Source organism: Acidovorax temperans (assembly GCF_028596105.1).
In the GTDB taxonomy this organism is placed as follows: Bacteria; Pseudomonadota; Gammaproteobacteria; order Burkholderiales; family Burkholderiaceae_C; genus Acidovorax; species Acidovorax temperans.
Window position 1 is genome coordinate 3478710 of record NZ_CP117193.1, and the last position, 23657, is coordinate 3502366.

A 23657-nucleotide genomic window follows, 5' to 3' on the forward strand; every position below is an offset into this window, starting at 1 on the left:
CCATTGGCGCAGGAACTGGATCATGACCATGCCCCCCCCCCTCCCCCCCGACACCGATGAACTGGACAGTGATCCATCGGATGAATCCAGCCCCGCCTGCATTCTGGTTTTCAACGCCAGCGACCCCAGCGGCGCTGGCGGGCTGACGGGCGACATCGCCACCATTGCCTCCGTGGGCGGCCACGCCATCGCTGTGGTGACGGGCGCCTACGCGCGAGACACAGCGCAGATCTTCGATCACTTCTGCCTGGACGACGAGGCCGTGGCAGAGCAGGCCCGCGCCGTGCTGGAGGACTTGCCAGTGCAAGCCATCAAGGTGGGCTTTGTGGGCAGCACCGAGAACATCAGCACCATTGCCGAGATCGCTGCCGACTACGACGATGTGCCCGTCATCGCCTACATGCCCAACCTTTCCTGGTGGCGTGAAGAGCTGATTGACGAGTACCTGGATGCCTTCCGCGAGCTGCTGCTGCCACAGACTTCGGTGTTGGTTGGAAACCACAGCACGCTGTGGCGCTGGCTGTTGCCCGACTGGAGCAGCGACCGCAGCCCCACCGCCCGGGACATCGCCCGCGCGGCATCCGAGATGGGCGTGCCCTACACCCTGGTCACCGGCATTCCACTGCCCGAGCAGTTTGTTGACAACGTACTCGCCTCGCCCCAGACCGTGCTGGGCAACAACAAGTTTGAACTGTTCGATGCCACCTTCTCCGGCGCGGGCGACACCCTGTCGGCCGCACTCACGGCCCTGGTGGGCAGCGGCAACGACCTGGGCGAAGCCACCAGCGAAGCCCTCAACTACCTCGACCGCTGCCTGGACGCAGGCTTTCGGCCCGGCATGGGCCACATCATTCCCGATCGCATGTTCTGGGCCCAGCCCGAGGACGACCAGTCCGAAGACAGCGAAGCAGATTCCCTTGACGAAACACAGGCCATCGAAGGCTTTGTAATGCCACCCCATGACACCAAGCACTGATCTCAATATTCCCCTGTTTGAACGCGCCAAGGCGCTGATCCCCGGCGGCGTGAACTCGCCCGTGCGTGCCTTCAAGGCCGTGGGCGGCACACCCCGCTTCGTCAAGCGCGCGCAAGGCGCCTACTTCTGGGATGCCAACGACCAGCGTTTCATCGACTACATCGGCTCCTGGGGCCCGATGATCCTGGGCCACGGCCACCCCGCCGTGCTTGAAGCGGTGCAAAAGGCCGCACTCGAAGGCTTCAGCTTCGGCGCCCCCACAGAGCGCGAAGTGGAGCTGGCCGAAGAAATCCTGAGCCTGGTGCCATCGATGGAGATGATCCGCCTCGTCAGCTCGGGCACCGAAGCGGGCATGAGCGCCATTCGCCTGGCCCGTGGCGCCACCGGCCGCAGCAAGTTCATCAAGTTCGAGGGCTGCTACCACGGCCATGCCGATTCGCTGCTGGTTAAAGCCGGCTCGGGCCTGGCCACCTTTGGCAACGCTACCAGCGCGGGCGTGCCGCCTGAAGTGGTGCAGCACACCCTGGTGCTCGAGTACAACAACGTTGCGCAACTGGAAGAAGCCTTTGCCCTGCACGGCAAGGAGCTGGCCTGCGTGATGATCGAACCCATTGCAGGCAACATGAACTTTGTGCGCGCCAGTGTGCCCTTCATGAAGCGCTGCCGCGAGCTGTGCACCGAATACGGCGCGCTGCTGGTGCTTGATGAAGTGATGACCGGCTTCCGCGTAGCGCTCGGCAGCGCGCAAAGCGTGTACGCCAAGAGCATCCCCGGCTTCAGGCCCGACATCACCGTGCTGGGCAAGGTGATTGGCGGAGGCATGCCGCTCGCAGCCTTTGGCGGCCCGCGCGCCATCATGGAACACCTGGCCCCGCTGGGCGGCGTGTACCAAGCGGGCACCTTGTCGGGCAACCCGGTGGCCACGGCTTGCGGGCTGACCACGCTGCGCGAGATCAAGAAGCCCGGCTTCTTCGACGCTCTGTCGGCCTCCACCCGCTCACTGGTCGATGGGCTGGCCCAGGCCGCCAAGGACGAAGGCGTGCCCTTCAGCGCCGACTGCGAGGGCGGCATGTTCGGCTTCTTCCTGTTGCCCGAGCTGCCCCAGAACTACCCCGCCGTGCTCAAGACCGACAGCGCCCGCTTCAACCAGCTGTTCCACGGCCTGCTTGATCGCGGCGTGTACATCGCCCCGGCGCTGTACGAAGCCGGCTTTGTCAGTGGCGCCCACACGGCCGACGACATCGCGGCCACCGTGGCGGCAGCACGCGAAGTGTTCAAAACACTATCAAAATAATAGCTACTGGCGCTTGATAGATAAGCGCTGCAGGCTTATTTTATTTAAATCTGTAGCAGAGCCGACACCGCCTCTGCACGCTTCACACCACCGTCATCTGGCCAAGGCAGTCTTGGGTGCTTTACCCACTGCCTGAGCCATGACCGACAAACTCCTCTCTTCCCCCCACCCCATCCGCGACGCGGCCGAGGCCAACCCCAGCCGCCGTCGCTTTGTGCGCCACATGGGCCTGGCAGCCGCCGCCCTGGGCACGCTGCCCCTCGCGGCCTGCGGCGGTGGTGACGACGCCCCTGCCGTGCAGTTCGCCCACGGCATCGCCAGTGGCGATCCGCTGGCCGACCGCGTGATGCTGTGGACCCGCGTCACGCCCCCGGTCGGCCACACAGGTGATATCCCGGTGGAATGGGAAGTGGCCACCGACAGCGCCTTCACCACCCTCGTGGCCCAGGGCCAAGCCACTGCACTGGCCAGCAAAGACTTCACCGTCAAGGTCGATGCCACGGGGCTGAAAGCCGCCACCGCCTACCACTACCGCTTCCGAGCCTACGCAGCCACCTCCCCCACAGGCCGCACCCGCACCTTGCCCACGGGCAGCGTGGCGCAGGTCAAGCTGGCGGTGTTCTCGTGCGCCAACTACCCCGCCGGTTACTTCAACGTGTACGCCCATGCCGCCAAGCGCGGCGACCTGGACGCCACCGTGCACCTGGGCGACTACATCTACGAATACGGCCAGGGCGGCTACGCATCGGCCAACGCCGGGGCACTGGGCCGCCTGTCCACGCCCGCCAAGGAGATCCTCAGCCTGGCCGACTACCGCCAGCGCCACGCACAGTACAAGAGCGACGCCGACCTGCAGGCCCTGCACGCCGCCGCCCCCATGATCGCCGTGTGGGACGACCACGAAATCGCCAACGACACCTGGCGCGACGGTGCAGACAACCACCAAGCCGCCACCGAAGGCAGCTTCAGCACCCGCAAGGCAGCGGCCCTGCAGGCGTACCACGAATGGATGCCCACCCGCAACGCGCAGCCTGATCTGATCTACCGCAGCTTCGCGTTCGGCAACCTCGTGGCCTTGCACATGCTCGACACCCGCGTAGTCGCGCGCGACGAGCAGCTGGACTACACCAAGTTCTTCGCTGCCACCGGCTTTGATGCAGCCAGCTTCACCGCAGCTGTGGGCAATACCAGCCGCCAGTTGCTGGGCAACACGCAAACGCAGTGGCTGCAGCAGCAAATGGCCGCATCCAGCGCCACCTGGCAGGTGCTGGGCCAGCAGGTGCTGATGGGGCGCATGAACATTCCTGCACCGATCCTGATGGAAACCATCCAGCCCGGCGCAGGGGTTTCCGTGAGCCAATACGCCGCGCTGGTGGCCCGTGCGCGCACCAACCCGGCCAGCCTCACGCCCGCCGAGCAGGCCATCCTGGCGCAGCCCTCCATCCCCTACAACCTGGACGCATGGGACGGCTACCAGGCCGCACGCGAAACCGTGCTGGCCACCTCGCGCAGCCTGGGCAAGAACCTGGTGGTGCTGTCGGGCGACACCCACAACGCCTGGGCCAACGAACTGCAAGACCGCAACGGCAACGCAGTGGGCGTGGAGTTCGCCACCTCGTCCGTCACCTCGCCCGGCTTTGAGGAATATCTGCCCAACGAAAACCCCGCCACCCTGGCGGGCGCGCTGCAGCAGTTGATTGCGCCCCTGAAGTACTGCGACACCTCGCGCCGTGGCTACATGGTGCTCACCGCCACAGCCAGCGAATGCCGCGCCGACTGGATTTACGTCAACACCATCACCAGCCGCAACTACACCGCCAGCACCGACAAGTCGCTCAAGGTGGTGGCTGGCGCCACAGGCGTAGGTCGCATCGTCGCGGCCTAAGGCGGCGCCGCGACAGGCCGCGTAGGCCGCGTAGGCCTGCGTGAGCGAGGCCTCGAGGCTACAGTAGCCCGCGCACCTCGCGCGCAGCCTCCTGCAGCAGCGGCAGCATGTCGCGCTGCAGGGTTTGCGCCTGCATCTGCTGGGGCGATGCGACCACGTTGAGCGCCGCCACCGTGTGCCCCTGCAGATTCCGCAAGGGCACAGCCAGGGCGTGCACGCCCAGCTCGTGCTCTTCCACCGCCAGACAAAAATCATCGCGCCGCACCTGGGCCACCACCTTGCGCAAGGCGCTGCGCTGCGTCACGGTGTGGGGCGTGAGCCGCTGCAGCGTGCAGCCCTGCAGCCACTGCGTGAACTCGGCCGTGGGCAGCGCTGCCAACAACACCCGCCCGGTAGATGTGGGGTGTGCTGGCAGGCGCGCCCCCAGGTGCAAGCCATAGGCCATGGTGCGCGAGGGCGCGCCATACACCCCGCTGCGCGCCACGATCACCACCTCGTCCCCGTCCAGCACCACGGCAGAGAACGACTGCTGCGTTTGCGCCGCCAGCCGGTTCAGCGTGGGCTGCAGCACACGCGGCAGCCGGGCCGATGCCAGGTAGCTGCCCGAAAACCGCAACACCTTGGGCGCCAGCCAGAAGTAGCTGCCATCCGTCTCCAGATACCCCAGGTGCGCCAGCGTGAGCAGATGCCGCCGCGCTGCTGCCCTTGTCAGGCCCGTGCGCTGCGCAGCCAGCGTGGCATTGAGCCGCTGGCGCTCGGTGTCAAAGCTCTCCAGCACCGCCATGCCTTTGGCCATGCCTTCAATCAGATCCGCTTTGGCAATCGGAAAAGTGGCCATGGAGGGAATTCCTTTGCGTAGAACAGCACCCCGCATGGCGCTGCGTTCGTGGATCAGCCAGCCTGACGCACATCAAGTTCTGCGCGATGATCGCACAGATAGCTTGAAGATCGCACGCTATCGCATGGTGCACCTCGCTGCTGGCGAGCCTCGCACCTACGCTCCACCTCACTGTTTTTTGATGCCCATCAACATTCCATCACGAGGTAGAGAGACATGCGAACCCAAGTTGCCATCGTTGGTGCAGGCCCTGCGGGCTTGCTGCTCGGCGCACTGCTGCACAAGTCTGGTATTGATGCCGTCATCATTGAGCAGCGCAGCCCCAGCTACGTGCTCAGCCGTATCCGCGCAGGCGTGCTGGAGCAGGTCACCATGGACCTGCTGGACCAGGTCGGCGTGAGCGCCCGCACCCATGCTGAAGGCCTGCCGCACGACGGCTTTGAGCTGCTGTTCAAGGGCCAGCGCCACCGCATCAACATGCACGCCTTGACCGGCGGCAGCCGCGTCATGGTCTATGGCCAGACCGAAGTGACGCAAGATCTGATGGACGCCCGCGCAGCCGCGGGCCTGACCACCGTGTACGAAGCCGCCAATGTGCAAGTGCACGACTTTGACGGCGCCACACCCCGCGTCACGTATGAGAAGGACGGCCAGCCGCACACCCTCACCTGCGACTTCATCGCAGGCTGCGACGGCTTCCACGGCGTGTGCCGCGCCAGCGTGCCCGAGGCCGCCATCCGCACCTACGAGCGCGTCTACCCGTTTGGCTGGCTGGGCCTGCTGGCCGATGTGAAGCCCGTGGCGCACGAGCTGATCTACGCCCACACAGACCGGGGCTTTGCGCTGTGCAGCATGCGCAGCAACACCCGCAGCCGCTACTACCTGCAAGTGCCGCTGACCGACAAGGTGGAAAACTGGAGCGACGACGCCTTCTGGGCCGAACTGCGCAACCGCCTGGACCCCGAAGCCCGCGAGAACCTGACCACCGGCCCGTCGCTGGAAAAAAGCATCGCCCCGCTGCGCAGCTTTGTGGCCGAGCCCATGCGCTTTGGCAGCCTGTTCCTGGCAGGCGACGCCGCCCACATCGTGCCCCCCACCGGCGCCAAGGGCCTGAACCTGGCTGCGAGCGACGTGGGCTACCTGTGGAAAGCGCTGGCCGACTTCTACAACGACAAATCCCGCGCAGGCATCGACACCTACTCCGACCGCTGCCTGCGCCGCGTATGGCGCGCCGAGCGCTTCTCGTGGTGGTTCACCTCGCTGATGCACCACTTCCCAGAGACCGGCGCCTTTGGCCAGAAGATGCAGGAGGCGGAGCTGGATTACCTGGTGAATTCGGAGGCTGCTTCTCGGTCGCTGGCGGAGAACTATGTGGGGTTGCCGATGAATTTTGACGCGTGATTCAGCATCACCTCGTTACGAAAAAATAGATTCTTGCGCTTTATTGATAAGCGCTGGAGGCTATTTTTATTACAAGGAGTGCTTTGCCAAAGAAGCGGGTGATGAGCCCAACGGTGTTCAGCTGCATCACCGCAAAAGGTGTTTGAGACGGAAGGCCCACTCCGAAATGGGCCCCGAGCTTGCATTCAGAATGCACACCCGAAATCTTTCACGGTCTGGCTGCACGCCGCGCACTCGAACACAACAATGTCGGTTTGCCTGTGGCCTAAACGCCATGTACAGCAAAAACATTCATTGCTAGATCGATTCCGAAATTGACAATGTCAGTCACGGACGTCTTCCTCCCACAAATGAGTGAGTTGATGAGAGATCGAACGTCCCATCGTGGCAGTTGAATGCCGTACTCCGCAGCCGTGCGGTTCACCCGGGACGGAGAGGTCCCTTTCATTCGTTAGAAGTCGCTGCCATGCAAGAGACGCCTCATCCGGCAATCCTCAATCGCGAAGAGGTAAAAGCCGTCGCACTCCAGCACTTTGCCAAACAAACGGAACTGCTGCGCGACTTAGCAAACTACGGATCAAATCTGATCGTCCGTGCGTTTGATTCAAGCCCGAAGAAGATGGCCGAAGTCGTAGTCTGCGGCGTGCTGCTCAAACAAGTCGTCGCAATGGTTGATGCCGCTGAAGTGCTTCTATCAGCAGGCTGCGGCCACGCATCTTTCCTACCGGCCAGAACGGCGTTCGAGGCATCAATTTATATCGATTGGATATTTGCTGGAGACAGCGAGCGAAGAGCGACACGATACGTAGTGGCGAACTATCGTGATGAAAGGCTTTGGGCCTCCCGCGTGATTCCTGGGACAGCCGAGGAGATTGCTTTCACAAAGATCGCCCAGGTCTTGGGCGTCGATATTCACGCCGAACGACCCACGCTCGCAGGTGAGGCCAGCACCCACCTGACTGAGGTCGACAGAATCTTGGCTCAGCCGTATCTTGCGGCAATCGATCAAGAGTTCACTGCTGCACGCGGGAAACGCAAGCGTGACCCTGAGTGGTACGAACTGGATGGTCTCCAATCAATTCGGCAAGTTGCGGAAAAGGTCGACCGATTGCCGGAGTATGAGTTTTTCTATTCCAAGGGCTCTCAGGTCACTCACACAGGAACATACAAGGATCACGTCCGCTTTGTGGATAGCCAAGTCCGGTTCAAGCCAATACGTCACTTGGCAGACGTAAACATGCTTCTGAACTTCATCGTTACGATTTGCGTAGGGACTTATAAGAAGACGCTAGAGATGTATCGACCTGGCGAGACGACTGCTTTCGCGAAGAAGTATCTGGAAGACTGGCGTGACCCATTCATGAACGTCGTGCCAGTCACGTACAACTTCTAACGCTTCAATTGAGAGAACGTGCTTGGCAAGCCGTGGCATGCCTCCCATTTCAAACTTTGAGCGCGCACTTTCATCTGTAGTCACAGACAGACCTTTGACGCCCCACTAATCAGGGGCAGGTCACTACGGCGGAGCAGCAGCCCTCCCACCCTCCGCAGGCTGCAACCCTAGCACCCAAAGCGCCATCGCCTGCGCCTGCACTTCAGTCACCTGCGGATGCCGAGGCATCACAGTACGCCCCCATTCACCCACACTGCCCTCGCGGATCTTGCGGGCGAGGTAAGCGGCAGCGTCGGGGCGGTCTTGGTAGCGGGCCGAAATCTGGCGAAAGGACGGGCCGACGTAGCGCCGATCCATGCCGTGGCAGCGCAAACAATCGCTGGATTCCACCAAGGCTTGCCCGGCCAATGAGGTGGTTTGGAGAGCTGCGGCCTCTGAGGCACCCGCAGCGGGGTCGGTAGGGGCTGCAGGGTTTGCAGAGGCCGGTGGCTGCGGAGTTACGGCCCCCGGTGCGTCGGCCTGCGCGGGCTTGGCCGAGAGCACCATGCGCACGCCCAGGTTGAGCATGCCCAGGGCCACCAGCAGCCCGAAGGCGATCAGTGCCCACCCCAGCCAGCGCGGCCGGGGTGGCGGGTTGTCATCGTCTGGATGCATCTACAAATCCAGAGATGTCTTGTGGCGCGCAGATCAATGGCGGAAGTGGCGCACGCCGCTGAACACCATGGCCACGCCGCGCTCGTTGGCGGCGTCAATCACTTCCTGGTCGCGCATCGAGCCACCAGGTTGGATGACGCAGGTGGCGCCTGCATCCACCACCACGTCGAGGCCGTCGCGGAAGGGGAAGAAGGCGTCGCTCGCCACCACGGTGCCTTGCAGCGACAGGTTGGCGTGGCTGGCCTTGATGCTGGCGATGCGGGCGGAGTCGAGTCGGCTCATCTGGCCCGCGCCCACACCCATGGTCATGCCGCCCTTGCAGAAGACGATGGCGTTGCTCTTGACGTACTTGGCCACCTTCCAGGCAAACAACAGGTCTTCCATTTCTTCCAGTGTGGGCTGCTTCTTGGTCACGACCTTGAGGTCGATCAGCGACAGCTCGTGGTTGTCAGCCGTCTGCAGCAGCAAGCCCGAGCCGATGCGCTTGGCGTCCATGGCGTTGCGGCCACGCTCCCAGTCGGTGTTGCCTCCGTGTGCGGAAGATGTCGAGGGAAGGGCGATCTTGAGCAGGCGCACATTGGCCTTGCTCTTGAAAATTTCCAGCGCTTCAGGCGTGAACTCGGGGGCCATCAGTACTTCCACAAACTGCTTGCTGACCTGGGCAGCGGCAGCGCCATCGACCACGCGGTTGAAGGCGATGATGCCGCCGAAGGCGCTGGTGGGGTCGGTCTGGAAAGCCTTGCTGTAGGCGCTCAGGGCATCGAGCCCCACGGCCACGCCGCAGGGGTTGGCGTGCTTGACGATCACGCAGGCGGCGGCGTCAAAGCTCTTCACGCATTCCCACGCGGCATCGGCGTCCGCAATGTTGTTGTAGCTGAGTTCCTTGCCCTGCAGTTGCACGCCGGTGACCAGCGAGCCGGGCGCGGGGTGCAGGTCGCGGTACAGCGCGGCTTGCTGGTGGCTGTTTTCGCCGTAGCGCAAGTCTTGCACCTTGGTGAAGATGCCGTTGCTCTGACCGGGGAACTGGGTACGCGTGGGCACGTAGGTTTCCGAGAGCTTTTCTTCTTCGAACGTGACGGACGAGAGGTAGTCGCTGATGGCGCCGTCGTACTGGGCGATGCGGTTGAACGCAGCCACCGACAGGGCAAAGCGCAGTTTGTCGCTCAGCTTTCCGTTCGCCTTCAGCTCGGCCAGCACGGCGTCGTACTGGTCTGCGGCGGTGATCACGCCCACGTCTTTCCAGTTCTTGGCGGCGCTGCGCACCATGGCGGGGCCGCCGATGTCGATGTTCTCGATGGCGTCGGCCAGCGTGCAACCGGCCTTGGCCACTGTGGCTTCAAAGGGATACAGATTGACCACCAGCAGGTCGATGGTGTCGATGCCGTGTTCCTTCAGGGCTGCCATGTGGGCAGGCAGCTCGCGGCGGGCCAGCAGGCCGCCGTGCACCTTGGGGTGCAGGGTCTTGACGCGGCCGTCCAGCATTTCAGGGAACTGGGTGACCTCGGCCACCTCGGTCACGGGCAGGCCTTCCTTGGCCAGCAGTTGCGCAGTGCCGCCGGTGGACAGCAGCTTGATGCCCAGCGCGTGCAGGGCTTTGGCAAAGTCAACAATGCCGGTCTTGTCGGATACGGAAAGAAGTGCGTTCATGGCCATGGTGGAGGTAAAGTTTGAAGTGAAATTGGGCTCTAGCGCACGTCTGCCAAGCGCTAGCAGCTATGTTTTATATAGCAAACACCTGTCGCAGCATCAGAGCAACTTGTGCTCGACCAGCTTCTTGCGCAGGGTGTTGCGGTTCAGGCCCAGCCATTCGGCCGCGCGGGACTGGTTGTTGTCAGCGTGGCTCATCACCACTTCCAGCAGCGGCTTTTCGACCACGCGCACCAGCATGTCGTACATGCCGTCAGGCGTTTCACCGCCCAGATCGCGGAAGTAACCTTGCAGGCTTTCGCGGACGCACTCTTCTATGTGTTGTTTGCTCATGCAGGCAATCCCTCTTGTTCTTCTGTATCTGCAAGCGCGGCAGTAGCGGCGGGCATGCGGTCCATCTGGGTGCCCAGGGCATCCAGAAAATCGGCCACTGCCTGCCACTGCGCAGCGCTGTCTTCTATCGTGTTGATGTGCTGCCTGAAGGCTTCGCCGCCCGGCAAGGCGCGCAGGTACCACGCAATGTGCTTGCGGGCGCTGCGCACGCCGGTCAGCTCGCCGTACAGGCTGTAGTGGTCTTGCAAATGATCGAGCAGCAGGCGGCGCACCTCGGCCACCAGGGGTGGGGCCAGGTGCTCGCCAGTGTCCAGAAAGTGGCCAATCTCGCGGAAGATCCACGGCCGGCCCTGGGCGGCGCGGCCGATCATGATGGCGTCGGCCCCGGTGTAGGCCAGCACATCGCGCGCCTTCTCGGGCGAGGTGATGTCGCCGTTGGCCACCACGGGCACCTTCACCGCCGCTTTCACGGCGGCAATGGTGTCGTACTCGGCCTGGCCCTTGTAGCCCTGCTCGCGCGTGCGGCCATGCACCGTCAGCATCTGGATGCCGATGGATTCAAACTGGCGCGCTAGCGATACAGCGTTCTTGTGCTGCTGGCACCAGCCGGTGCGCATTTTCAGCGTGACGGGCACGTTGAACGGCGCACAGGCCTCGACCACCGCCTGCGCGATGGACACGGCCAGCGCCTCGTCCTGCATCAGGGCGGAGCCCGCCCACTTGTTGCACACCTTCTTGGCCGGGCAGCCCATGTTGATGTCGATGATCTGCGCGCCGCGCTCTACGTTGTAGACCGCCGCCTCGGCCATCATCTGCGCCTCGGTGCCGGCAATCTGTACGGCAATGGGGCCTGGCTCCCCTTCATGGTTGGCCCGGCGCGAAGTCTTGAGGCTGTTCCACAAGTCCTTGCGCGAGGTCACCATCTCGCTCACCGCGTAACCCGCCCCCAGCGCTTTGCACAGCTGGCGAAAGGGCCGGTCCGTCACACCCGCCATGGGAGCGACGAACAGACGATTCGCCAAAGAGAACTGGCCTATGTGCATGGGGGTACGGGGGTTGGCAGCGGGTGCTGAAAAAGGAGGCAGGATTGTACCTGCTCAAAATTTCAGCAACTGAAATATCCAACCGCGCGATTCAAGTGCGGCCCCAGCCCTTGCGCAGCGGGATCACGCAACCCGTTTTTGCACACAACCCGTTTTTGTTTTGTACTGCAATCACCCACCTCAGCGGGCAGCCACACTCACAGGGCTGCTGCCTTGCTGGGCAAAGTGCCACCAGGCATCGGGCAGATTGCTGAAGCGGTGCTGCGCCATCAACGTGCGCAGCCACTGGCGGTTGAATTGCACGTCGGGCGAGAAGCCGCTCGCATCCACCGACGCCGCTGCCAGCGGCACCCCGGCCGGTGTGCCCATGTCCACCTCATGCCCATCGGCCAAGGGGCCACGCACCACCTTGCTGGCTTTGAGGCCATCCACCACGGTCACCTCGACCCGCCAGGCGCCGCTGGGCCCATGGCAGCGCGCCTTCAAGGCCATGCCTTGCGCCTGCAACTGCTGCGCAATGCGCGATAACGCGGCTTGACCAGCGCGGTCTTGCTGGCAACTGCCTGCCGACTGGCCCCGCCAATCCACATCTCCCTCGGCATCGGCAGCGTGAACGGCTGCATGGCCACCAAACCCCGCTGCCAACAACCCGGCCACGAGCCAGTGCTGCCAGTGCTGCCAGAGCTGCCAGCGGGGGCGCGATGGGCGGGCTGTGTCGGGAAACATCGAAGTTGTGTGGCGGTGGGGCATGGGTTACTCCTCGTTTTTGCTTTCCAGGGTGGGCATGAGGAGAAGGTACCGAGCGACGGGCCGCCGCCCCCAGAGCGTATGCCCCGCGCCGCTGTAGGACGAGGCCGCCAAAGCGAGAAACGCGGGCGCAGAGCCCTACACTCCAACGCTATGGAAATCTGGATGCACCAGCTGCTTCACTGGCTGGCCTTGCCGCAATTCGGGCTGAGCACGGTCTTCGTGGTCTCGTTCATCTCGGCCACACTGCTGCCTTTGGGCTCCGAGCCTGCGGTGTTCGGGCTCGTCAAGCTCAACCCAGATCTTTTCTGGCCCGCGATTGGTGTGGCCACCGTGGGCAACACCCTGGGCGGTGCGGTGAGCTGGTGGATGGGCCTGGGCGCCCACAAGGCCGTGGACCGCGCCCGGGGCAGCCCCACCGAAGTGCGCGCACTGGGCTGGTTGCGCCGCTTTGGCCCCGCCGCCTGCCTGCTGAGCTGGCTGCCCGGTGTGGGTGACCCGCTGTGCGCCGTGGCCGGCTGGCTCAAGCTGCCGTTCTGGCCCTGCGTAGCCTACATGGCAGTGGGCAAGTTCTTTCGCTACCTGGTCATGACGAGCGTGCTGCTGTACTTCATGCCAGGACAGTTGGGCGGCTGAGGGCCCGCACCCAGGTCATCGGCTTCGGGGCAGCAATGCATCCCAGTCCACCGGCTGGGTGGTGTCCACATGCACCGTCAGCGCCAATTCATCGGGCGCCAAGGGCTGCAGGTGGGCCCATTGCGAATCCAGCACCGCCACATCGGCTTCTGACGCATCTTCGCCCAGGCGCTGGCGCGCCAGCACGCGCTCGCGCAGCACTGCCAGCGGCGCTTCAAAAGCCAGAATGCGGCAAGGCACCTGCAACGCCCGCGCCAGTGCCATGAACTGAGTGCGCGTGGCCGGGTTCAAGAAGGTGGCATCGACCAGCACCGGGTAGCCCGCCTTCAGCACCAGCACGGCCAGTTGCGCCAGCCGCTCGTGGGTCTGCCGCGAAGCCTGGGGGGTGTAGATGCCGCCTTCAACACCATCACTGCGCTGCCCCGCGCGCAGGCCGAACAAACGCTTGCGCTCTACATCAGCCCGCAGGCGCACCGCGCCACGCTGAGCCACCAGCGGTAACGAATGGGTGCTTTTGCCCGAGCCCGACAAGCCATACGCCAGCCACAGCACCACTGCGTTTGGCTGGGTCAGCTCCACGGCCAGCGCCAGGTAGCGTTGCAGCGTGCGCTGCGCCTCGTCTATCAGCGCAGCATGGGCCGCCTGTGCTGCGCTATCGACGCGCTGCGCTTGCAGCTGCGTCCACTGCAAGCCCGCCACACGGGCCCGCACCAGCGCGCGGTACACACGGTAGTAGCCCAGCACCTGCAGGCCTTCGTAATCGCCCGTGTGCTCCAGCCATCGGTTCACGCAGCGCCAGGCCAGGTCAGGCCGGCCACGCGCTTGCAAGTCCATCGCCAAAAAGGCCAGGTCGGCCATGCAGTCAATCCAGCGCAGATCGGGGTTGAACTCCAGCGCATCAAACAACTGCGGTTGGCCGTCAATCCAGGCAATGTTGGCCAGGTGCAGATCGCCATGGCACTCGCGCACATGGCCACCGCGCCAACGTTGGGCCCACACTTCTTTCAACGCGATCTGCTGCACGGCGCACCACTGTTCCAGCCGCTGCAAGTCGCCCATCTGCCCCGGTGCCACCTCCGGCAGCACCAAGGCCAGCGCGGTAAGGCATTCACGCACCGGCGCGGTGGCAGCATGCTCGGGTGATGGCGCCGCCAGCGCCCCGCCCAGCTGCGCCATGTCTGCCACGGCTGCCTGCGTGTGCAGCCTGGCCACCTGCTCGGCCAGGGCATCCATGTCTTCGTCTGCCACGCATCCCGCCTCCAGCCTGCGGCTGAGCAAGGCCTGCTGGTCAAAGCGGCGCATCAGCACCGCGGGCTCCGCCCCTGCGGCATCCCCTGCCGCCCAGGGCTTCACCCGCCAGGGCCGGGCCTCGCTGCCGTCGCCCTCCACGCCCACCACGTCCAGGTACATGTGTGGGGCCGTGCGGCGATTGATGCGCAGCTCTTCCTGGCACGCGGCCAAGCGCAGTGCGGCCGTGCTGAAGTCCAGAAAATCCAGCGCCAAAGGCTTCTTGAACTTGTACACATGCCCACCCACCAGCAGCAGCCACGAGATGTGCGTTTCGATGCACTCCACGGTGCAGCCCGCATAGCCCCAGCCCTCCGGGTGATGCTGCAGTTGATGCACACGCTGTTGCGCAGCGGCGTAGGCATCCTCCAGCGCAGACCTGGCAATGTGCTGCCGCGCAAAGGAGTCAGAAGGAGCGAGATGGGTGGGCTTGGAAAACTCAGACACGAGCAAAAGGCCGCAGGCCGTGCAGCCAGGCAACAAGATGGCCCCAGTGTGCGCGTGGTGCGGCGGCTGTCAACCCGACTGCGCTAACCGACCGCAGGTGGATGGCTCAACACCTATCGCAGCCCAATCAATTGCTATCAATTAAATAGCGCCTTGCGCTTTCCAGATAAGCGCTAGCGCCCAATTTCAATTAAAAAGTGAAATCAAGCCTGCAACCCGGTCGCCCATAAAAAAGCCCCGCTTCGGCGCAATGCCAGTCAGTTAAGCCCGCAGGCGGCTTGATCCAGTAAAAGGGAGCGTGTTCAACACGTTCCCTTTTTTCTTGATGAGCCTGCTTGCAAACGCCTTGCGCCAGACCCTGCCCCGAGTACCTGATCGCCTCGAGCAGCTCAGCGCGTTGATAGACCCTGCCTGGATCGCACAGGCGCTGGGGACCAGCGGCAAGGCCTCCATCCGCCGGCGCAAGCTGCCTGCCGAACATGCCGTGTGGCTTGTGATCGGACTGGCGCTGTTTCGCGACCGGCCACTGTGGCAGGTGGTGCAGCAGCTGGATTTGAGCCTGGATGGACAAGCGCCGCCTGCACCGAGTGTCAGCGTGCAAGCCCGCCAGCGCCTGGGCGAGGAGCCTCTGGCCGAGCTGTTCGCTCTACTGACCCAAGCCTGGAGCCGTCCTGCGGTGAATGTGCGCCAGCCACTGCGCGTACTGGCTGTGGATGGTGTGGTCTGGTCGGCGCCGGACACCCCTGAGAATCGAGTCGAACTGGGCAGCTGCAGCAACCAGCATGGCCTCTCGCCCTGGCCGCAGATCCGCGCCACTTGCCTGATGGACACACACAGCCACGAGATGCTTGATGCCAAGCTCGGCGCCATGGACTGCGGCGAATTGAGCCTGGCAGCGCAGTTGCGCGGCGAGGATCACTCGGTGACCCTGTTCGACCGGGCGTACTTCTCGGCCGCGTTCCTGTTGGACTGGCAGGCTGCGGGTACGCAGCGCCACTGGTTGATGCGCGCGCGGGACAATCTGCGCCATGAGATCGTCCAGCAACTGGCGTGCGGCGATGCGCTGATCCGCATGCCGGTGTCCCCACAAGCGCGCAAGGCACACCCGCATCTGCCCAGCCACTGGCAGGCACGCCTGATCGAGGTGAGCGTGGGTGGACGGCTGCGCCGCTTCATCACATCCTTGCCGTGTCCCCGCACGCATCCGGCGCAGGAGCTGGCCGAGCTCTACCACCAGCGCTGGGAGATCGAGTTGGGGTTCCGGGAGATCAAGCAGACCCTGCAGGAGGGTGAGCCGGTGCTGCGCAGCAAGCAGCCCGCGCTGGTGCGCCAGGAGCTGTGGGGCGTGCTGATCGCCTACACGCTGCTGCGCCGCTGGATGCGCGAGATGGCAGCGCACGTCCAAGTCGAGCCCCAGCGCATCAGCTTCCACACAGCCAGCTACGCCATCGTGAACTTACTGGCGGTCCCCAGCCTGGACTCTGCCGGCACCTTGCCCAAGCAGTTGGCAGCCCTGCTGGCGCAATCGCGACACTTCGTGCTGCGGCCACGCCGCACTGGGCGCCGCTTCCCAAGGGTCGTCAAAAAACGCGCTTCCAAATTCCCAACGAAAAAATGCCAGTCAGCTCTTAACTGACTGGCATTGCGCCATGGCGGGGCTGGATCGACGGCCAAGGGGCAGAAACTCTGCCGCGCAGTGGCTTAGCAGGCCGTTGAAAAATCCTTCGCCGCCGCCCGTGTGGGCCGCTACGATCTGAAGCCATCCAAGAACGACCCAGACAAGAAAGATGAGAGGCAACCAAGACTTCCAGGGGGCGATGTTCAGCTACATCAGCCTTGAAGAGCGCGTGCCAGCGGCACACCCGCTGCGCAAGTTGCGCGCCGTGGTCGATGCGCTGCTGGCGACGATGCACAGCGAGTTCGAAGCGGTGTATGCCCGCCGCGGGCGCCCCTCGGTGCCGCCCGAGATGCTGCTCAAGGCCTTGCTGCTGCAGATCCTGTTCTCCATCCGCAGCGAGCGCCAACTGGTCGAGGCGGTCAACTACAACCTGCTGTACCGCTGGTTCGTGGGCCTGAACATCGAAGACAAGGTCTGGGACCACTCCACCTTCAGCGCCAACCGCGAACGCTTGTTCAACGAAGACCTCGCCCGTGCCTTCTTCGAGCGCGTCAAGCTCAGCGCCCAGTGGGGGCGGCTTGCCAGCGACGAGCACTTCAGCGTGGACGGCACGCTCATCGAAGCCTGGGCCTCGCACAAGAGCTTCAAGCGCAAAGACGATGACAGCGACACGCCGCCCGGACGCAATCCCGAGGTGGACTTCAAAGGACAGGAGCGCTGCAACGACACCCACCAAAGCACCACGGACGCTGATGCACGGTTGTTCAAGAAGAGCGCGGGTGACAAGTCCCGCCTGTGCCACATGGGGCACATCCTCATGGAAAACCGCAACGGGCTGATCGTGGATGTTGAGATCACCCACGCCAGTGGCACCGCCGAGCGCGAAGCGGCGCTGGCCATGCTGGGGCGCCGGGGCAACAGGAACAAGCGGGCCACGGTCGGGGCCGACAAGGGCTACGACAGCAAGGCCTTCATCAAGGGCTGCCGCCGGCTTTTGGTCACGCCACACGTGGCGGCCAAGGACAAGCACTCGGCGGTCGACGCCAGAGTCACGCGGCACGAGAGCTACAAGACCAGCCTGAAGGTGCGCAAGCGCATCGAGGAGGCCTTTGGCTGGATCAAGACCGTGGGTGGTCTGGCCAAGACCAAGCTGATCGGTCAGGCCAAGCTCGCGGGCCAGGCGCTGCTGTGCTTTGCCACCTACAACCTGGTGCGCATGGGCAGTCTGGGTGGCTGGTGGGACGCGCATCATGCGTGAGCCATGGGATACGTGCGCCCGAAACGGGCAAAACGGCCTGCAAACAGGCCGAAATGGCCCTCGCATTCGCTTCGTAGGCGCGTCTGGACGACTCGCTTCTTCGAAATCCACGACCCTGGCGCGTTCGATGAGCATTTTTTCAACGGCCTGTTAGACGTTGAACAGGAAGTTCAGCACGTCGCCGTCCTTGACCACGTATTCCTTGCCTTCGGCGCGCATCTTGCCCGCGTCCTTCGCGCCCTGCTCACCCTTGTATTGGATGAAGTCTTCAAACGCGATGGTCTGGGCGCGGATGAAGCCGCGCTCGAAGTCGCCGTGGATCACGCCTGCGGCTTGGGGGGCGGTGTCGCCCACATGAATAGTCCAGGCGCGCACTTCCTTCACTCCGGCGGTGAAGTAGGTTTGCAGGCCCAGCAGCTTGAAGCCAGCGCGGATCAGGCGGTTCAGGCCGGGCTCATCCTGGCCCATTTCAGCCAGGAACATGTCGCGGTCTTCGTCGCTCATTTCGGACATTTCCGACTCGATCTTTGCGCAGATGGCCACCACGGGCGCATTCTGCGCAGCGGCGTATTCCTTCAGGCGATCGAGCAGCGGGTTGTTTTCAAAGCCGTCTTCGCTCACGTTGCCCACGAACATGGCGGGCTTGGAGGTGATGAGGCAGAACTGCTTGAGCAGGGGAGCATCTTCCTTGCTCACTTCCACCGTGCGGGCGGGCTTGCCTTCGTTCAGCGCGGCCTGGATGGGCGTGACCAGCGAAACGATCTTGGCGGCTTCCTTGTCGTTGCCCGACTTGGCGGCCTTGCTGTAGCGGTTCAGGGCTTTTTCAACGGTGCCCAGGTCGGCCAGGCACAGTTCGGTCTGGATGACTTCGATGTCGGCGATCGGATCCACACGGCCGGCCACGTGGATCACGTTGGGATCTTCAAAGCAGCGCACCACGTTGACGATGGCGTCGGTTTCGCGGATGTGGGCCAGGAACTGGTTGCCCAGGCCCTCACCCTTGCTGGCGCCCGCCACCAGGCCAGCGATGTCCACAAACTCGACGATGGCGGGAACGATGCGCTCGGGCTGGATGATCTCGGCCAGCTGCTGCAGGCGCGGATCGGGCACTTCCACCACGCCGGTGTTGGGCTCGATGGTGCAGAACGGGTAGTTCTCGGCGGCAATGCCTGCCTTGGTCAGCGCGTTGAAGAGGGTGGACTTGCCCACGTTGGGCAGGCCCACGATGCCGCATTTGAGGCTCATGGAAATTCCTTGTGAATCACCCCTGCAGCGCGCCCTGGGCCTGAAGGCCAGGTGGCGCATGCGAGCCATCGCCGTGTGGGGCGACAGCCCTGGAGGGGCTGGATGAAGACACTGCGCTGCAAAAGCCGGTCAAATCCGGCGATTTGCGCTTGCGGTGCCTTGGGTGCGGCGCGGATTTTAACCTTGGGCGGCCCAACGCACCGGCTCGGCCCCGCAGCCCGCGACAGGATCAGAACAACACGCGGCTACGCAGGGTGCCTGTGACCCCGGCCAGTTTGTCCAGCGCCAGCGGGGAAGAGGCTGCGTCGATATCGATCACCACGTAGCCGATCTTCTCGTTGGTTTGCAGGTACTGGGCCGCCACGTTGATCTGGTTGTCGGAAAAAATGCGGTTGATTTCCGACAGCACCCCCGGCACGTTGCGGTGGATGTGCAGCAGGCGGTGCTTGCCCGCGTGCGCGGGCAGCGCCACTTCAGGGAAGTTGACGGACGAGGTGCTGGTTCCGTTGTCGCTGTACTTCACCAGCTTCTCGGCCACCTCGGTGCCGATGTTGGCCTGCGCTTCCATGGTGGAGCCACCGATGTGGGGAGTGAGGATGACATTGTCCAGCCCGCGCAGGGGCGACAGGAACTCGTCCTTGTTGGTGCGCGGCTCGACCGGGAACACGTCAATCGCCGCGCCAAGCAGCTTCTTGGCTTTGAGCGCGTCGGCCAGGGCATCGATATCCACCACCGTGCCGCGTGCGGCGTTGATGAGGATGCCGCCGGGCTTCATCGCCGCAATTTCGGCCGCGCCAATCATGCCCTCGGTCGATGGCAACTCGGGCACATGCAGGCTGACGATGTCGCTTTGGGCCAACAGGTCGTGCAGCTTGGCCACCTGGCGCGCATTGCCCAGCGGCAGCTTGCTCACCACGTCGTAAAACGCCACCTGCATGCCCAATGCTTCAGCCAGCACTGACAACTGCGTGCCGATGGAGCCGTAGCCGACGATGCCCAGCGTCTTGCCACGGATTTCGTAGGCGTTCTCGGCCGACTTGAGCCAGCCGCCACGGTGGGCCACGGCATTCTTTTCGGGCACGCCGCGCAGCAGCAAGATGGCCTCTGCCAGCACCAGTTCGGCCACCGAGCGGGTGTTGGAATACGGGGCGTTGAAGACGGCAATGCCCCGCTCGCGCGCAGCGTTCAGATCCACCTGGTTGGTACCGATGCAAAAACATCCTACAGCGACCAGCTTGTGCGCGTGGGCAAACACGTCCTCGGTCAACTGGGTGCGCGAGCGAATGCCCACAAAGTGCACATCCGCAATCTTGCGCTTGAGTTCCTCGTCGGGCAGCGCGCCAGAGATGGCTTCGATCTGCGTGTACCCAGCGGAACGCAGCACGTCCACCGCAGAGGGGTGAATGCCCTCCAGCAATAAAAATTTGATCTTGCTTTTGTCCAGCGATTGCGCGGTCATGAAGGTCCCTGTTCAGTGGATGGAAGGGGGCTGGGGCAGATTTACCTTGGCTAGCACAAGCATGGTGCAATGCACAAGACCTTGCAACTCGGGGCAAATCCACCCTGAAACTGTCATGGAAACGTCACAATTGGACACACCGCCCGGCCCTCAACGGGTTTTTACCGTTGTAATCGGCCGGACAACCGTGGGACAACGACACATGTTTGACACATTTCGTGCCTAGCATCGGCCGCTTTGTGCCCAGCGTCATCTTTGGAGAGATATCAATGCAACTGAAGAAATTGGCATTGACTGCCGCCATCGCCTTCGGCGCCTGTGTTCCCGCACACGCCCAGACGGAAATTCAATGGTGGCATTCCATGAGCGCCGCTTTGGGCGACTGGGTGAATGACCTGGCCAAGCAATACAACGCAAGCCAAACCAAGTACAAGATCGTGCCCACCTACAAGGGCACGTATGACGAATCGATGACAGCCGGTATTGCCGCCTTCCGCGCTGGCAATGCACCCCACATCATTCAGGTGTTTGAAGTGGGCACCGCCACCATGATGGCCAGCAAGGGCGCCATCGTGCCCGCAGGCAAGGTGATGAGCGATGCGGGCTTCAAGTTCGACCCCACCTCGTACGTGTCGGCAGTGGCCGGTTACTACACCGCGCCCAACGGCCAGATGCTGAGCTACCCGCTCAACAGCTCCACCACCATCTTCTATTACAACAAGGACGCCTTCAAGAAGGCCGGTCTGGACGCCAACAAGCCTCCCAAGACCTGGCCTGAAGTGTTTGAAGCCGCCTCCAAGCTCAAGGCCAGCGGCCACAGCTGCCCGTTCACCACCAGCTGGATCAGCTGGACGCAGCTCGAGAGCTTCTCGCTGTGGCACAACACGCTGTTCGCCAGCAAGAACAATGGCTTTGACGGCAACGATGCCCAGCTGCAGATCAACACCCCGCTGCACGTGCGCCACTTTGAAAACCTGGCCAAGGCTTCGAAGGACGGCAGCTTTGTGTACAAGGGCCGCGGCAACGCAGCGGACGCATCCTTCCCATCGGGTGAGTGCGCGATGATCACCGGCTCGTCCGGTCTGTACGCCCGCGTGGCCAAGGAAGCCAAGTTTGCCTACGGCATCTCGACCCTGCCTTACTACGCTGACGTGAAGGGCGCGCCCCAGAACACCGCCATTGGTGGTGCCAGCCTGTGGGTGATGGCCGGCAAGAAGGCCGAAGAGTACAAGGGCGTTGCCGACTTCCTGAACTTCCTGAACGACACCAAGGTGCAAGCCGCCAGCCACCAGCGCACCGGCTATCTGCCTGTGACCATGGGCGCTTACAAGCTCACCGAAGCCTCCGGTTTCTATGAAAAGAACCCAGGCACCGATGTGGCCGTGACACAGATGATTCGTAAGGCAACCGACAAGTCGCGCGGCATTCGTCTGGGCAACTTCGTTCAGGTTCGCGCCATCATCGACGAGGAAACCGAACAAATCTGGTCGGGCAAGAAGACTCCCAAGGAAGCCCTGGACACAGCCGTGACCCGTGGCAACGAGCAACTGGCCCGTTTCGCACGCGCTAACCGCTAATTTTTATCGCCCCCGTTGATGGGGCCCGACTCTCCAGGCATTCCCCTGGGTTTCTGGGCTTCATCGTTGGCCCGCACCCCTCGCAAACACCGGTTTGCATGGGCTGCGGGCTGTTTTGTTCAGACTGATCCGATATGGAAAAACGCGTTTTATTCCGCTCTGCATGGCTGCCGTGGGTGCTTTTGCTACCCCAGCTGGTCGTGATCAGCGTCTTCTTCTTCTGGCCGGCGGGCCAGGCGCTGGTGCAATCTTTCCAAATGCAAGATGCCTTTGGCATGTCCACCGAATGGGTGGGGCTGGAAAACTTCCGCAACCTGTTTGAAGACCCGAGCTATCTCGCCTCGTTCAAGACGACGGCATTTTTCTCGATCGCCGTCGCGGTCTCGGGCATCGCCATCTCGCTGGTGCTGGCCATCTTTGCAGACCGCATCGTGCGCGGCGCCCTGGTGTACAAAACCGCACTGCTGCTGCCTTATGCGGTGGCCCCTGCCGTGGCGGGCGTGCTGTGGATGTTCATGTTCTCCCCCTCGCTGGGCGTGGTGGCGTATCTGCTGCGCCAGTCGGGGTTTGACTGGAACCACTTGCTCAACTCCGACCACGCCATGACGCTGATCGTGATTGCGGCCGTGTGGAAGCAGATCTCCTACAACTTCCTGTTCTTCCTGGCAGGGCTGCAGTCCATCCCCAAGTCGCTGATTGAAGCGGCCGCGATTGATGGCGCTGGCCCATGGCGCCGGTTCTGGAGTATCCAGTTCCCGCTGCTGTCGCCCACCACGTTCTTCCTGCTGGTGATCAACGTGGTCTATGCCTTCTTCGACACCTTCGCCATCGTGGACTCCACCACGCAGGGCGGCCCTGGGCAAGACACCTCGATCCTGGTCTACAAGGTCTATCACGATGGCTTCAAGGCCATGGACATGGGCGGATCGGCCGCGCAATCGGTGGTGCTGATGGCCATCGTGGTGGTGCTCACCGTGGTCCAGTTCCGCTACGTCGAGAAGAAAGTGCAGTATTGAAATGGTTGAACGCAGTCCTTTTCTCAAGGCGTTCTCGCACCTGATCATGGTGCTGGGCGTCATCATCGTGGGCTTCCCGCTGTACCTGGCGTTTGTGGCGTCCACCCACACTGCGCAAGACATCGTGCAGGTGCCCATGCCCATGCTGCCCGGCAGCAACTTCTGGGAAACCTACAAAACCGCGCTGTTCGGCGGCGGCTCGGGCCCTGGCTCCAGCGCCCCGGTGGCGCACATGATGTGGGTGAGCTTCGTGACGGCTATGGTCATCACCGTGGGCAAGATCGCCATCTCGCTGCTGTCGGCGTTCGCCATCGTGTACTTCCGCTTCCCCTTCAAGGGCATCTGCTTCTGGCTGATCTTCATCACGCTGATGCTGCCCGTGGAAGTGCGCATTGGCCCCACGTACCAGGTGGTGTCCAACCTGGGCATGCTCAACACCTATGCGGGCCTGACGGTGCCGCTGATCGCGTCGGCCACGGCCACCTTCCTGTTCCGCCAGTTTTTCCTGACGGTGCCGGACGAGCTGGTCGAAGCCGCGCGCATTGATGGTGCCGGCCCCATGCGCTTCTTCAAGGACATTCTGGTGCCGCTGTCGCGCACGTCCATCGCCGCGCTGTTCGTGATCCAGTTCATCTACGGCTGGAACCAGTACCTGTGGCCGCTCTTGGTGACCACCTCGGAAGACATGTACCCCGTGGTGATCGGCATCAAACGCATGATTGCGGGCGGCGACACCGGCAACGAATGGAACGTGGTGATGGCCACCGCCCTACTCGCCATGCTGCCCCCCGCCCTGGTGGTGGTGTTCATGCAGCGCTGGTTCGTCAAGGGCCTGGTCGATACAGAAAAATAAACGAAATCTGCCGCTAGCGCTTATATATAAAGCGCTAGCAGCTATAAATT

20 protein-coding genes are annotated in these 23657 nt (G+C 63.1%); 11 read left to right on the forward strand and 9 right to left on the reverse strand.

Going from position 1 to position 23657, the window contains the following annotated elements; genetic code table 11:
* The first annotated feature begins 22 nt into the window (after nucleotides 1–22).
* The 3 genes from thiD to PQV96_RS16275 all read left to right on the forward strand — a co-directional run bounded on the left by thiD (nucleotide 23) and on the right by PQV96_RS16275 (nucleotide 4155).
* Nucleotides 23–976: a bifunctional hydroxymethylpyrimidine kinase/phosphomethylpyrimidine kinase gene (gene thiD / locus PQV96_RS16265; RefSeq protein WP_273623580.1), complete on the forward strand. Its 954-nt coding sequence runs from the start codon at nucleotides 23–25 to the stop codon at nucleotides 974–976.
* Complete coding sequence (gene hemL / locus PQV96_RS16270; RefSeq protein ID WP_273623582.1) at nucleotides 960–2270, forward strand: glutamate-1-semialdehyde 2,1-aminomutase; 1311 nt, start codon at nucleotides 960–962, stop codon at nucleotides 2268–2270. Before thiD ends, hemL begins: the two co-directional genes overlap by 17 nt.
* A 139-nt stretch (nucleotides 2271–2409) precedes the next feature.
* Nucleotides 2410–4155: an alkaline phosphatase D family protein gene (locus tag PQV96_RS16275; protein WP_273623583.1), complete on the forward strand. Its 1746-nt coding sequence runs from the start codon at nucleotides 2410–2412 to the stop codon at nucleotides 4153–4155.
* Between the two features lie 58 nt (nucleotides 4156–4213).
* Here the strand turns inward: PQV96_RS16275 and PQV96_RS16280 are convergent, their stop codons facing one another.
* On the reverse strand, nucleotides 4214–4993 hold the full coding sequence (locus tag PQV96_RS16280) for an IclR family transcriptional regulator domain-containing protein (protein ID WP_207374057.1): 780 nt from the start codon (nucleotides 4991–4993) through the stop codon (nucleotides 4214–4216).
* A gap of 216 nt (nucleotides 4994–5209) precedes the next feature.
* Here PQV96_RS16280 and pobA point away from each other — a divergent pair, with 216 nt between their 5' ends.
* Together pobA and PQV96_RS16290 are read left to right on the forward strand one after the other, a co-directional pair.
* On the forward strand, nucleotides 5210–6394 hold the full coding sequence (pobA, locus tag PQV96_RS16285) for a 4-hydroxybenzoate 3-monooxygenase (protein ID WP_273623584.1): 1185 nt from the start codon (nucleotides 5210–5212) through the stop codon (nucleotides 6392–6394).
* A 466-nt stretch (nucleotides 6395–6860) separates the two neighbouring features.
* Nucleotides 6861–7787: a DUF5677 domain-containing protein gene (locus tag PQV96_RS16290; protein WP_207374055.1), complete on the forward strand. Its 927-nt coding sequence runs from the start codon at nucleotides 6861–6863 to the stop codon at nucleotides 7785–7787.
* 123 nt (nucleotides 7788–7910) lie between these two features.
* On the opposite strand, the gene PQV96_RS16295 is transcribed toward PQV96_RS16290, so the two are convergent.
* From PQV96_RS16295 to PQV96_RS16315, 5 genes are all read right to left on the reverse strand, one after another.
* Entirely contained in the window at nucleotides 7911–8441 is a 531-nt protein-coding gene (locus PQV96_RS16295; protein ID WP_207374054.1) for a c-type cytochrome, read from the reverse strand.
* A gap of 33 nt (nucleotides 8442–8474) precedes the next feature.
* Entirely contained in the window at nucleotides 8475–10094 is a 1620-nt protein-coding gene (purH, locus tag PQV96_RS16300) for a bifunctional phosphoribosylaminoimidazolecarboxamide formyltransferase/IMP cyclohydrolase (RefSeq protein WP_273623585.1), read from the reverse strand.
* Nucleotides 10095–10187: 93 nt separating this feature from the next.
* The gene (locus PQV96_RS16305; protein WP_044398839.1) at nucleotides 10188–10421 is read right to left on the reverse strand and encodes a Fis family transcriptional regulator; all 234 of its coding nucleotides are present in this window, start codon (nucleotides 10419–10421) and stop codon (nucleotides 10188–10190) included.
* Nucleotides 10418–11464 (reverse strand): tRNA dihydrouridine synthase DusB, encoded by a 1047-nt coding sequence (gene dusB, locus PQV96_RS16310; RefSeq protein WP_273623588.1) that lies wholly within the window; start codon nucleotides 11462–11464, stop codon nucleotides 10418–10420. Before dusB ends, PQV96_RS16305 begins: the two co-directional genes overlap by 4 nt.
* 180 nt (nucleotides 11465–11644) lie before the next feature.
* Nucleotides 11645–12214: a M15 family metallopeptidase domain-containing protein gene (locus PQV96_RS16315; protein ID WP_273623589.1), complete on the reverse strand. Its 570-nt coding sequence runs from the start codon at nucleotides 12212–12214 to the stop codon at nucleotides 11645–11647.
* Between the two features lie 162 nt (nucleotides 12215–12376).
* Between PQV96_RS16315 and PQV96_RS16320 the strand changes: the two genes are divergently transcribed.
* Entirely contained in the window at nucleotides 12377–12847 is a 471-nt protein-coding gene (locus PQV96_RS16320; RefSeq protein ID WP_198847205.1) for a YqaA family protein, read from the forward strand.
* 15 nt (nucleotides 12848–12862) lie between these two features.
* On the opposite strand, the gene PQV96_RS16325 is transcribed toward PQV96_RS16320, so the two are convergent.
* Nucleotides 12863–14581 carry a bifunctional aminoglycoside phosphotransferase/ATP-binding protein gene (locus PQV96_RS16325; protein ID WP_273623591.1) on the reverse strand — a complete coding sequence of 573 codons (1719 nt, stop codon included), beginning with the start codon at nucleotides 14579–14581 and terminating at the stop codon, nucleotides 12863–12865.
* A 325-nt stretch (nucleotides 14582–14906) separates the two neighbouring features.
* On the opposite strand from PQV96_RS16325, the gene PQV96_RS16330 reads away from it, so the two are divergent.
* Together PQV96_RS16330 and PQV96_RS16335 are read left to right on the forward strand one after the other, a co-directional pair.
* Nucleotides 14907–16217, forward strand: coding sequence for an IS4 family transposase (locus PQV96_RS16330; RefSeq protein WP_273623592.1), 1311 nt, complete (start codon nucleotides 14907–14909; stop codon nucleotides 16215–16217).
* Nucleotides 16218–16368: 151 nt separating this feature from the next.
* Nucleotides 16369–17457: an IS5 family transposase gene (locus PQV96_RS16335; protein WP_125958923.1), complete on the forward strand. Its 1089-nt coding sequence runs from the start codon at nucleotides 16369–16371 to the stop codon at nucleotides 17455–17457.
* 150 nt (nucleotides 17458–17607) lie between these two features.
* Here the strand turns inward: PQV96_RS16335 and ychF are convergent, their stop codons facing one another.
* Together ychF and serA are read right to left on the reverse strand one after the other, a co-directional pair.
* Entirely contained in the window at nucleotides 17608–18702 is a 1095-nt protein-coding gene (gene ychF, locus PQV96_RS16340; RefSeq protein WP_273623594.1) for a redox-regulated ATPase YchF, read from the reverse strand.
* Nucleotides 18703–18931: 229 nt separating this feature from the next.
* The gene (gene serA, locus PQV96_RS16345; protein WP_207375040.1) at nucleotides 18932–20161 is read right to left on the reverse strand and encodes a phosphoglycerate dehydrogenase; all 1230 of its coding nucleotides are present in this window, start codon (nucleotides 20159–20161) and stop codon (nucleotides 18932–18934) included.
* Nucleotides 20162–20430: 269 nt separating this feature from the next.
* Between serA and ugpB the strand changes: the two genes are divergently transcribed.
* The 3 genes from ugpB (at nucleotide 20431) to ugpE (ending at nucleotide 23607) form a co-directional block, all read left to right on the forward strand.
* Entirely contained in the window at nucleotides 20431–21738 is a 1308-nt protein-coding gene (ugpB, locus tag PQV96_RS16350) for a sn-glycerol-3-phosphate ABC transporter substrate-binding protein UgpB (RefSeq protein WP_207375041.1), read from the forward strand.
* Nucleotides 21739–21872: 134 nt separating this feature from the next.
* The gene (gene ugpA, locus PQV96_RS16355) at nucleotides 21873–22754 is read left to right on the forward strand and encodes a sn-glycerol-3-phosphate ABC transporter permease UgpA (RefSeq protein ID WP_044400106.1); all 882 of its coding nucleotides are present in this window, start codon (nucleotides 21873–21875) and stop codon (nucleotides 22752–22754) included.
* A 1-nt stretch (nucleotide 22755) separates the two neighbouring features.
* Nucleotides 22756–23607 carry a sn-glycerol-3-phosphate ABC transporter permease UgpE gene (gene ugpE / locus PQV96_RS16360; RefSeq protein ID WP_044400109.1) on the forward strand — a complete coding sequence of 284 codons (852 nt, stop codon included), beginning with the start codon at nucleotides 22756–22758 and terminating at the stop codon, nucleotides 23605–23607.
* Nucleotides 23608–23657: the final 50 nt, after the last annotated feature.

What these genes read in the sequence shown, in the direction of transcription:
- thiD (WP_273623580.1), top strand. Translation starts at nt 23, where the DNA reads ATGACCATGCCCCCCCCCCTCCCCCCCGACACCGATGAACTGGACAGT.
- ugpB (WP_207375041.1), top strand. Translation starts at nt 20,431, where the DNA reads ATGCAACTGAAGAAATTGGCATTGACTGCCGCCATCGCCTTCGGCGCC.
- hemL (WP_273623582.1), top strand. Translation starts at nt 960, where the DNA reads ATGACACCAAGCACTGATCTCAATATTCCCCTGTTTGAACGCGCCAAG.
- serA (WP_207375040.1), bottom strand. Translation starts at nt 20,161, where the DNA reads ATGACCGCGCAATCGCTGGACAAAAGCAAGATCAAATTTTTATTGCTG.
- ychF (WP_273623594.1), bottom strand. Translation starts at nt 18,702, where the DNA reads ATGAGCCTCAAATGCGGCATCGTGGGCCTGCCCAACGTGGGCAAGTCC.
- PQV96_RS16335 (WP_125958923.1), top strand. Translation starts at nt 16,369, where the DNA reads ATGAGAGGCAACCAAGACTTCCAGGGGGCGATGTTCAGCTACATCAGC.
- PQV96_RS16280 (WP_207374057.1), bottom strand. Translation starts at nt 4,993, where the DNA reads ATGGCCACTTTTCCGATTGCCAAAGCGGATCTGATTGAAGGCATGGCC.
- ugpE (WP_044400109.1), top strand. Translation starts at nt 22,756, where the DNA reads ATGGTTGAACGCAGTCCTTTTCTCAAGGCGTTCTCGCACCTGATCATG.
- PQV96_RS16330 (WP_273623592.1), top strand. Translation starts at nt 14,907, where the DNA reads ATGAGCCTGCTTGCAAACGCCTTGCGCCAGACCCTGCCCCGAGTACCT.
- ugpA (WP_044400106.1), top strand. Translation starts at nt 21,873, where the DNA reads ATGGAAAAACGCGTTTTATTCCGCTCTGCATGGCTGCCGTGGGTGCTT.
- PQV96_RS16305 (WP_044398839.1), bottom strand. Translation starts at nt 10,421, where the DNA reads ATGAGCAAACAACACATAGAAGAGTGCGTCCGCGAAAGCCTGCAAGGT.
- PQV96_RS16295 (WP_207374054.1), bottom strand. Translation starts at nt 8,441, where the DNA reads ATGCATCCAGACGATGACAACCCGCCACCCCGGCCGCGCTGGCTGGGG.
- PQV96_RS16320 (WP_198847205.1), top strand. Translation starts at nt 12,377, where the DNA reads ATGCACCAGCTGCTTCACTGGCTGGCCTTGCCGCAATTCGGGCTGAGC.
- purH (WP_273623585.1), bottom strand. Translation starts at nt 10,094, where the DNA reads ATGGCCATGAACGCACTTCTTTCCGTATCCGACAAGACCGGCATTGTT.
- pobA (WP_273623584.1), top strand. Translation starts at nt 5,210, where the DNA reads ATGCGAACCCAAGTTGCCATCGTTGGTGCAGGCCCTGCGGGCTTGCTG.
- dusB (WP_273623588.1), bottom strand. Translation starts at nt 11,464, where the DNA reads ATGCACATAGGCCAGTTCTCTTTGGCGAATCGTCTGTTCGTCGCTCCC.
- PQV96_RS16315 (WP_273623589.1), bottom strand. Translation starts at nt 12,214, where the DNA reads ATGCCCCACCGCCACACAACTTCGATGTTTCCCGACACAGCCCGCCCA.
- PQV96_RS16290 (WP_207374055.1), top strand. Translation starts at nt 6,861, where the DNA reads ATGCAAGAGACGCCTCATCCGGCAATCCTCAATCGCGAAGAGGTAAAA.
- PQV96_RS16275 (WP_273623583.1), top strand. Translation starts at nt 2,410, where the DNA reads ATGACCGACAAACTCCTCTCTTCCCCCCACCCCATCCGCGACGCGGCC.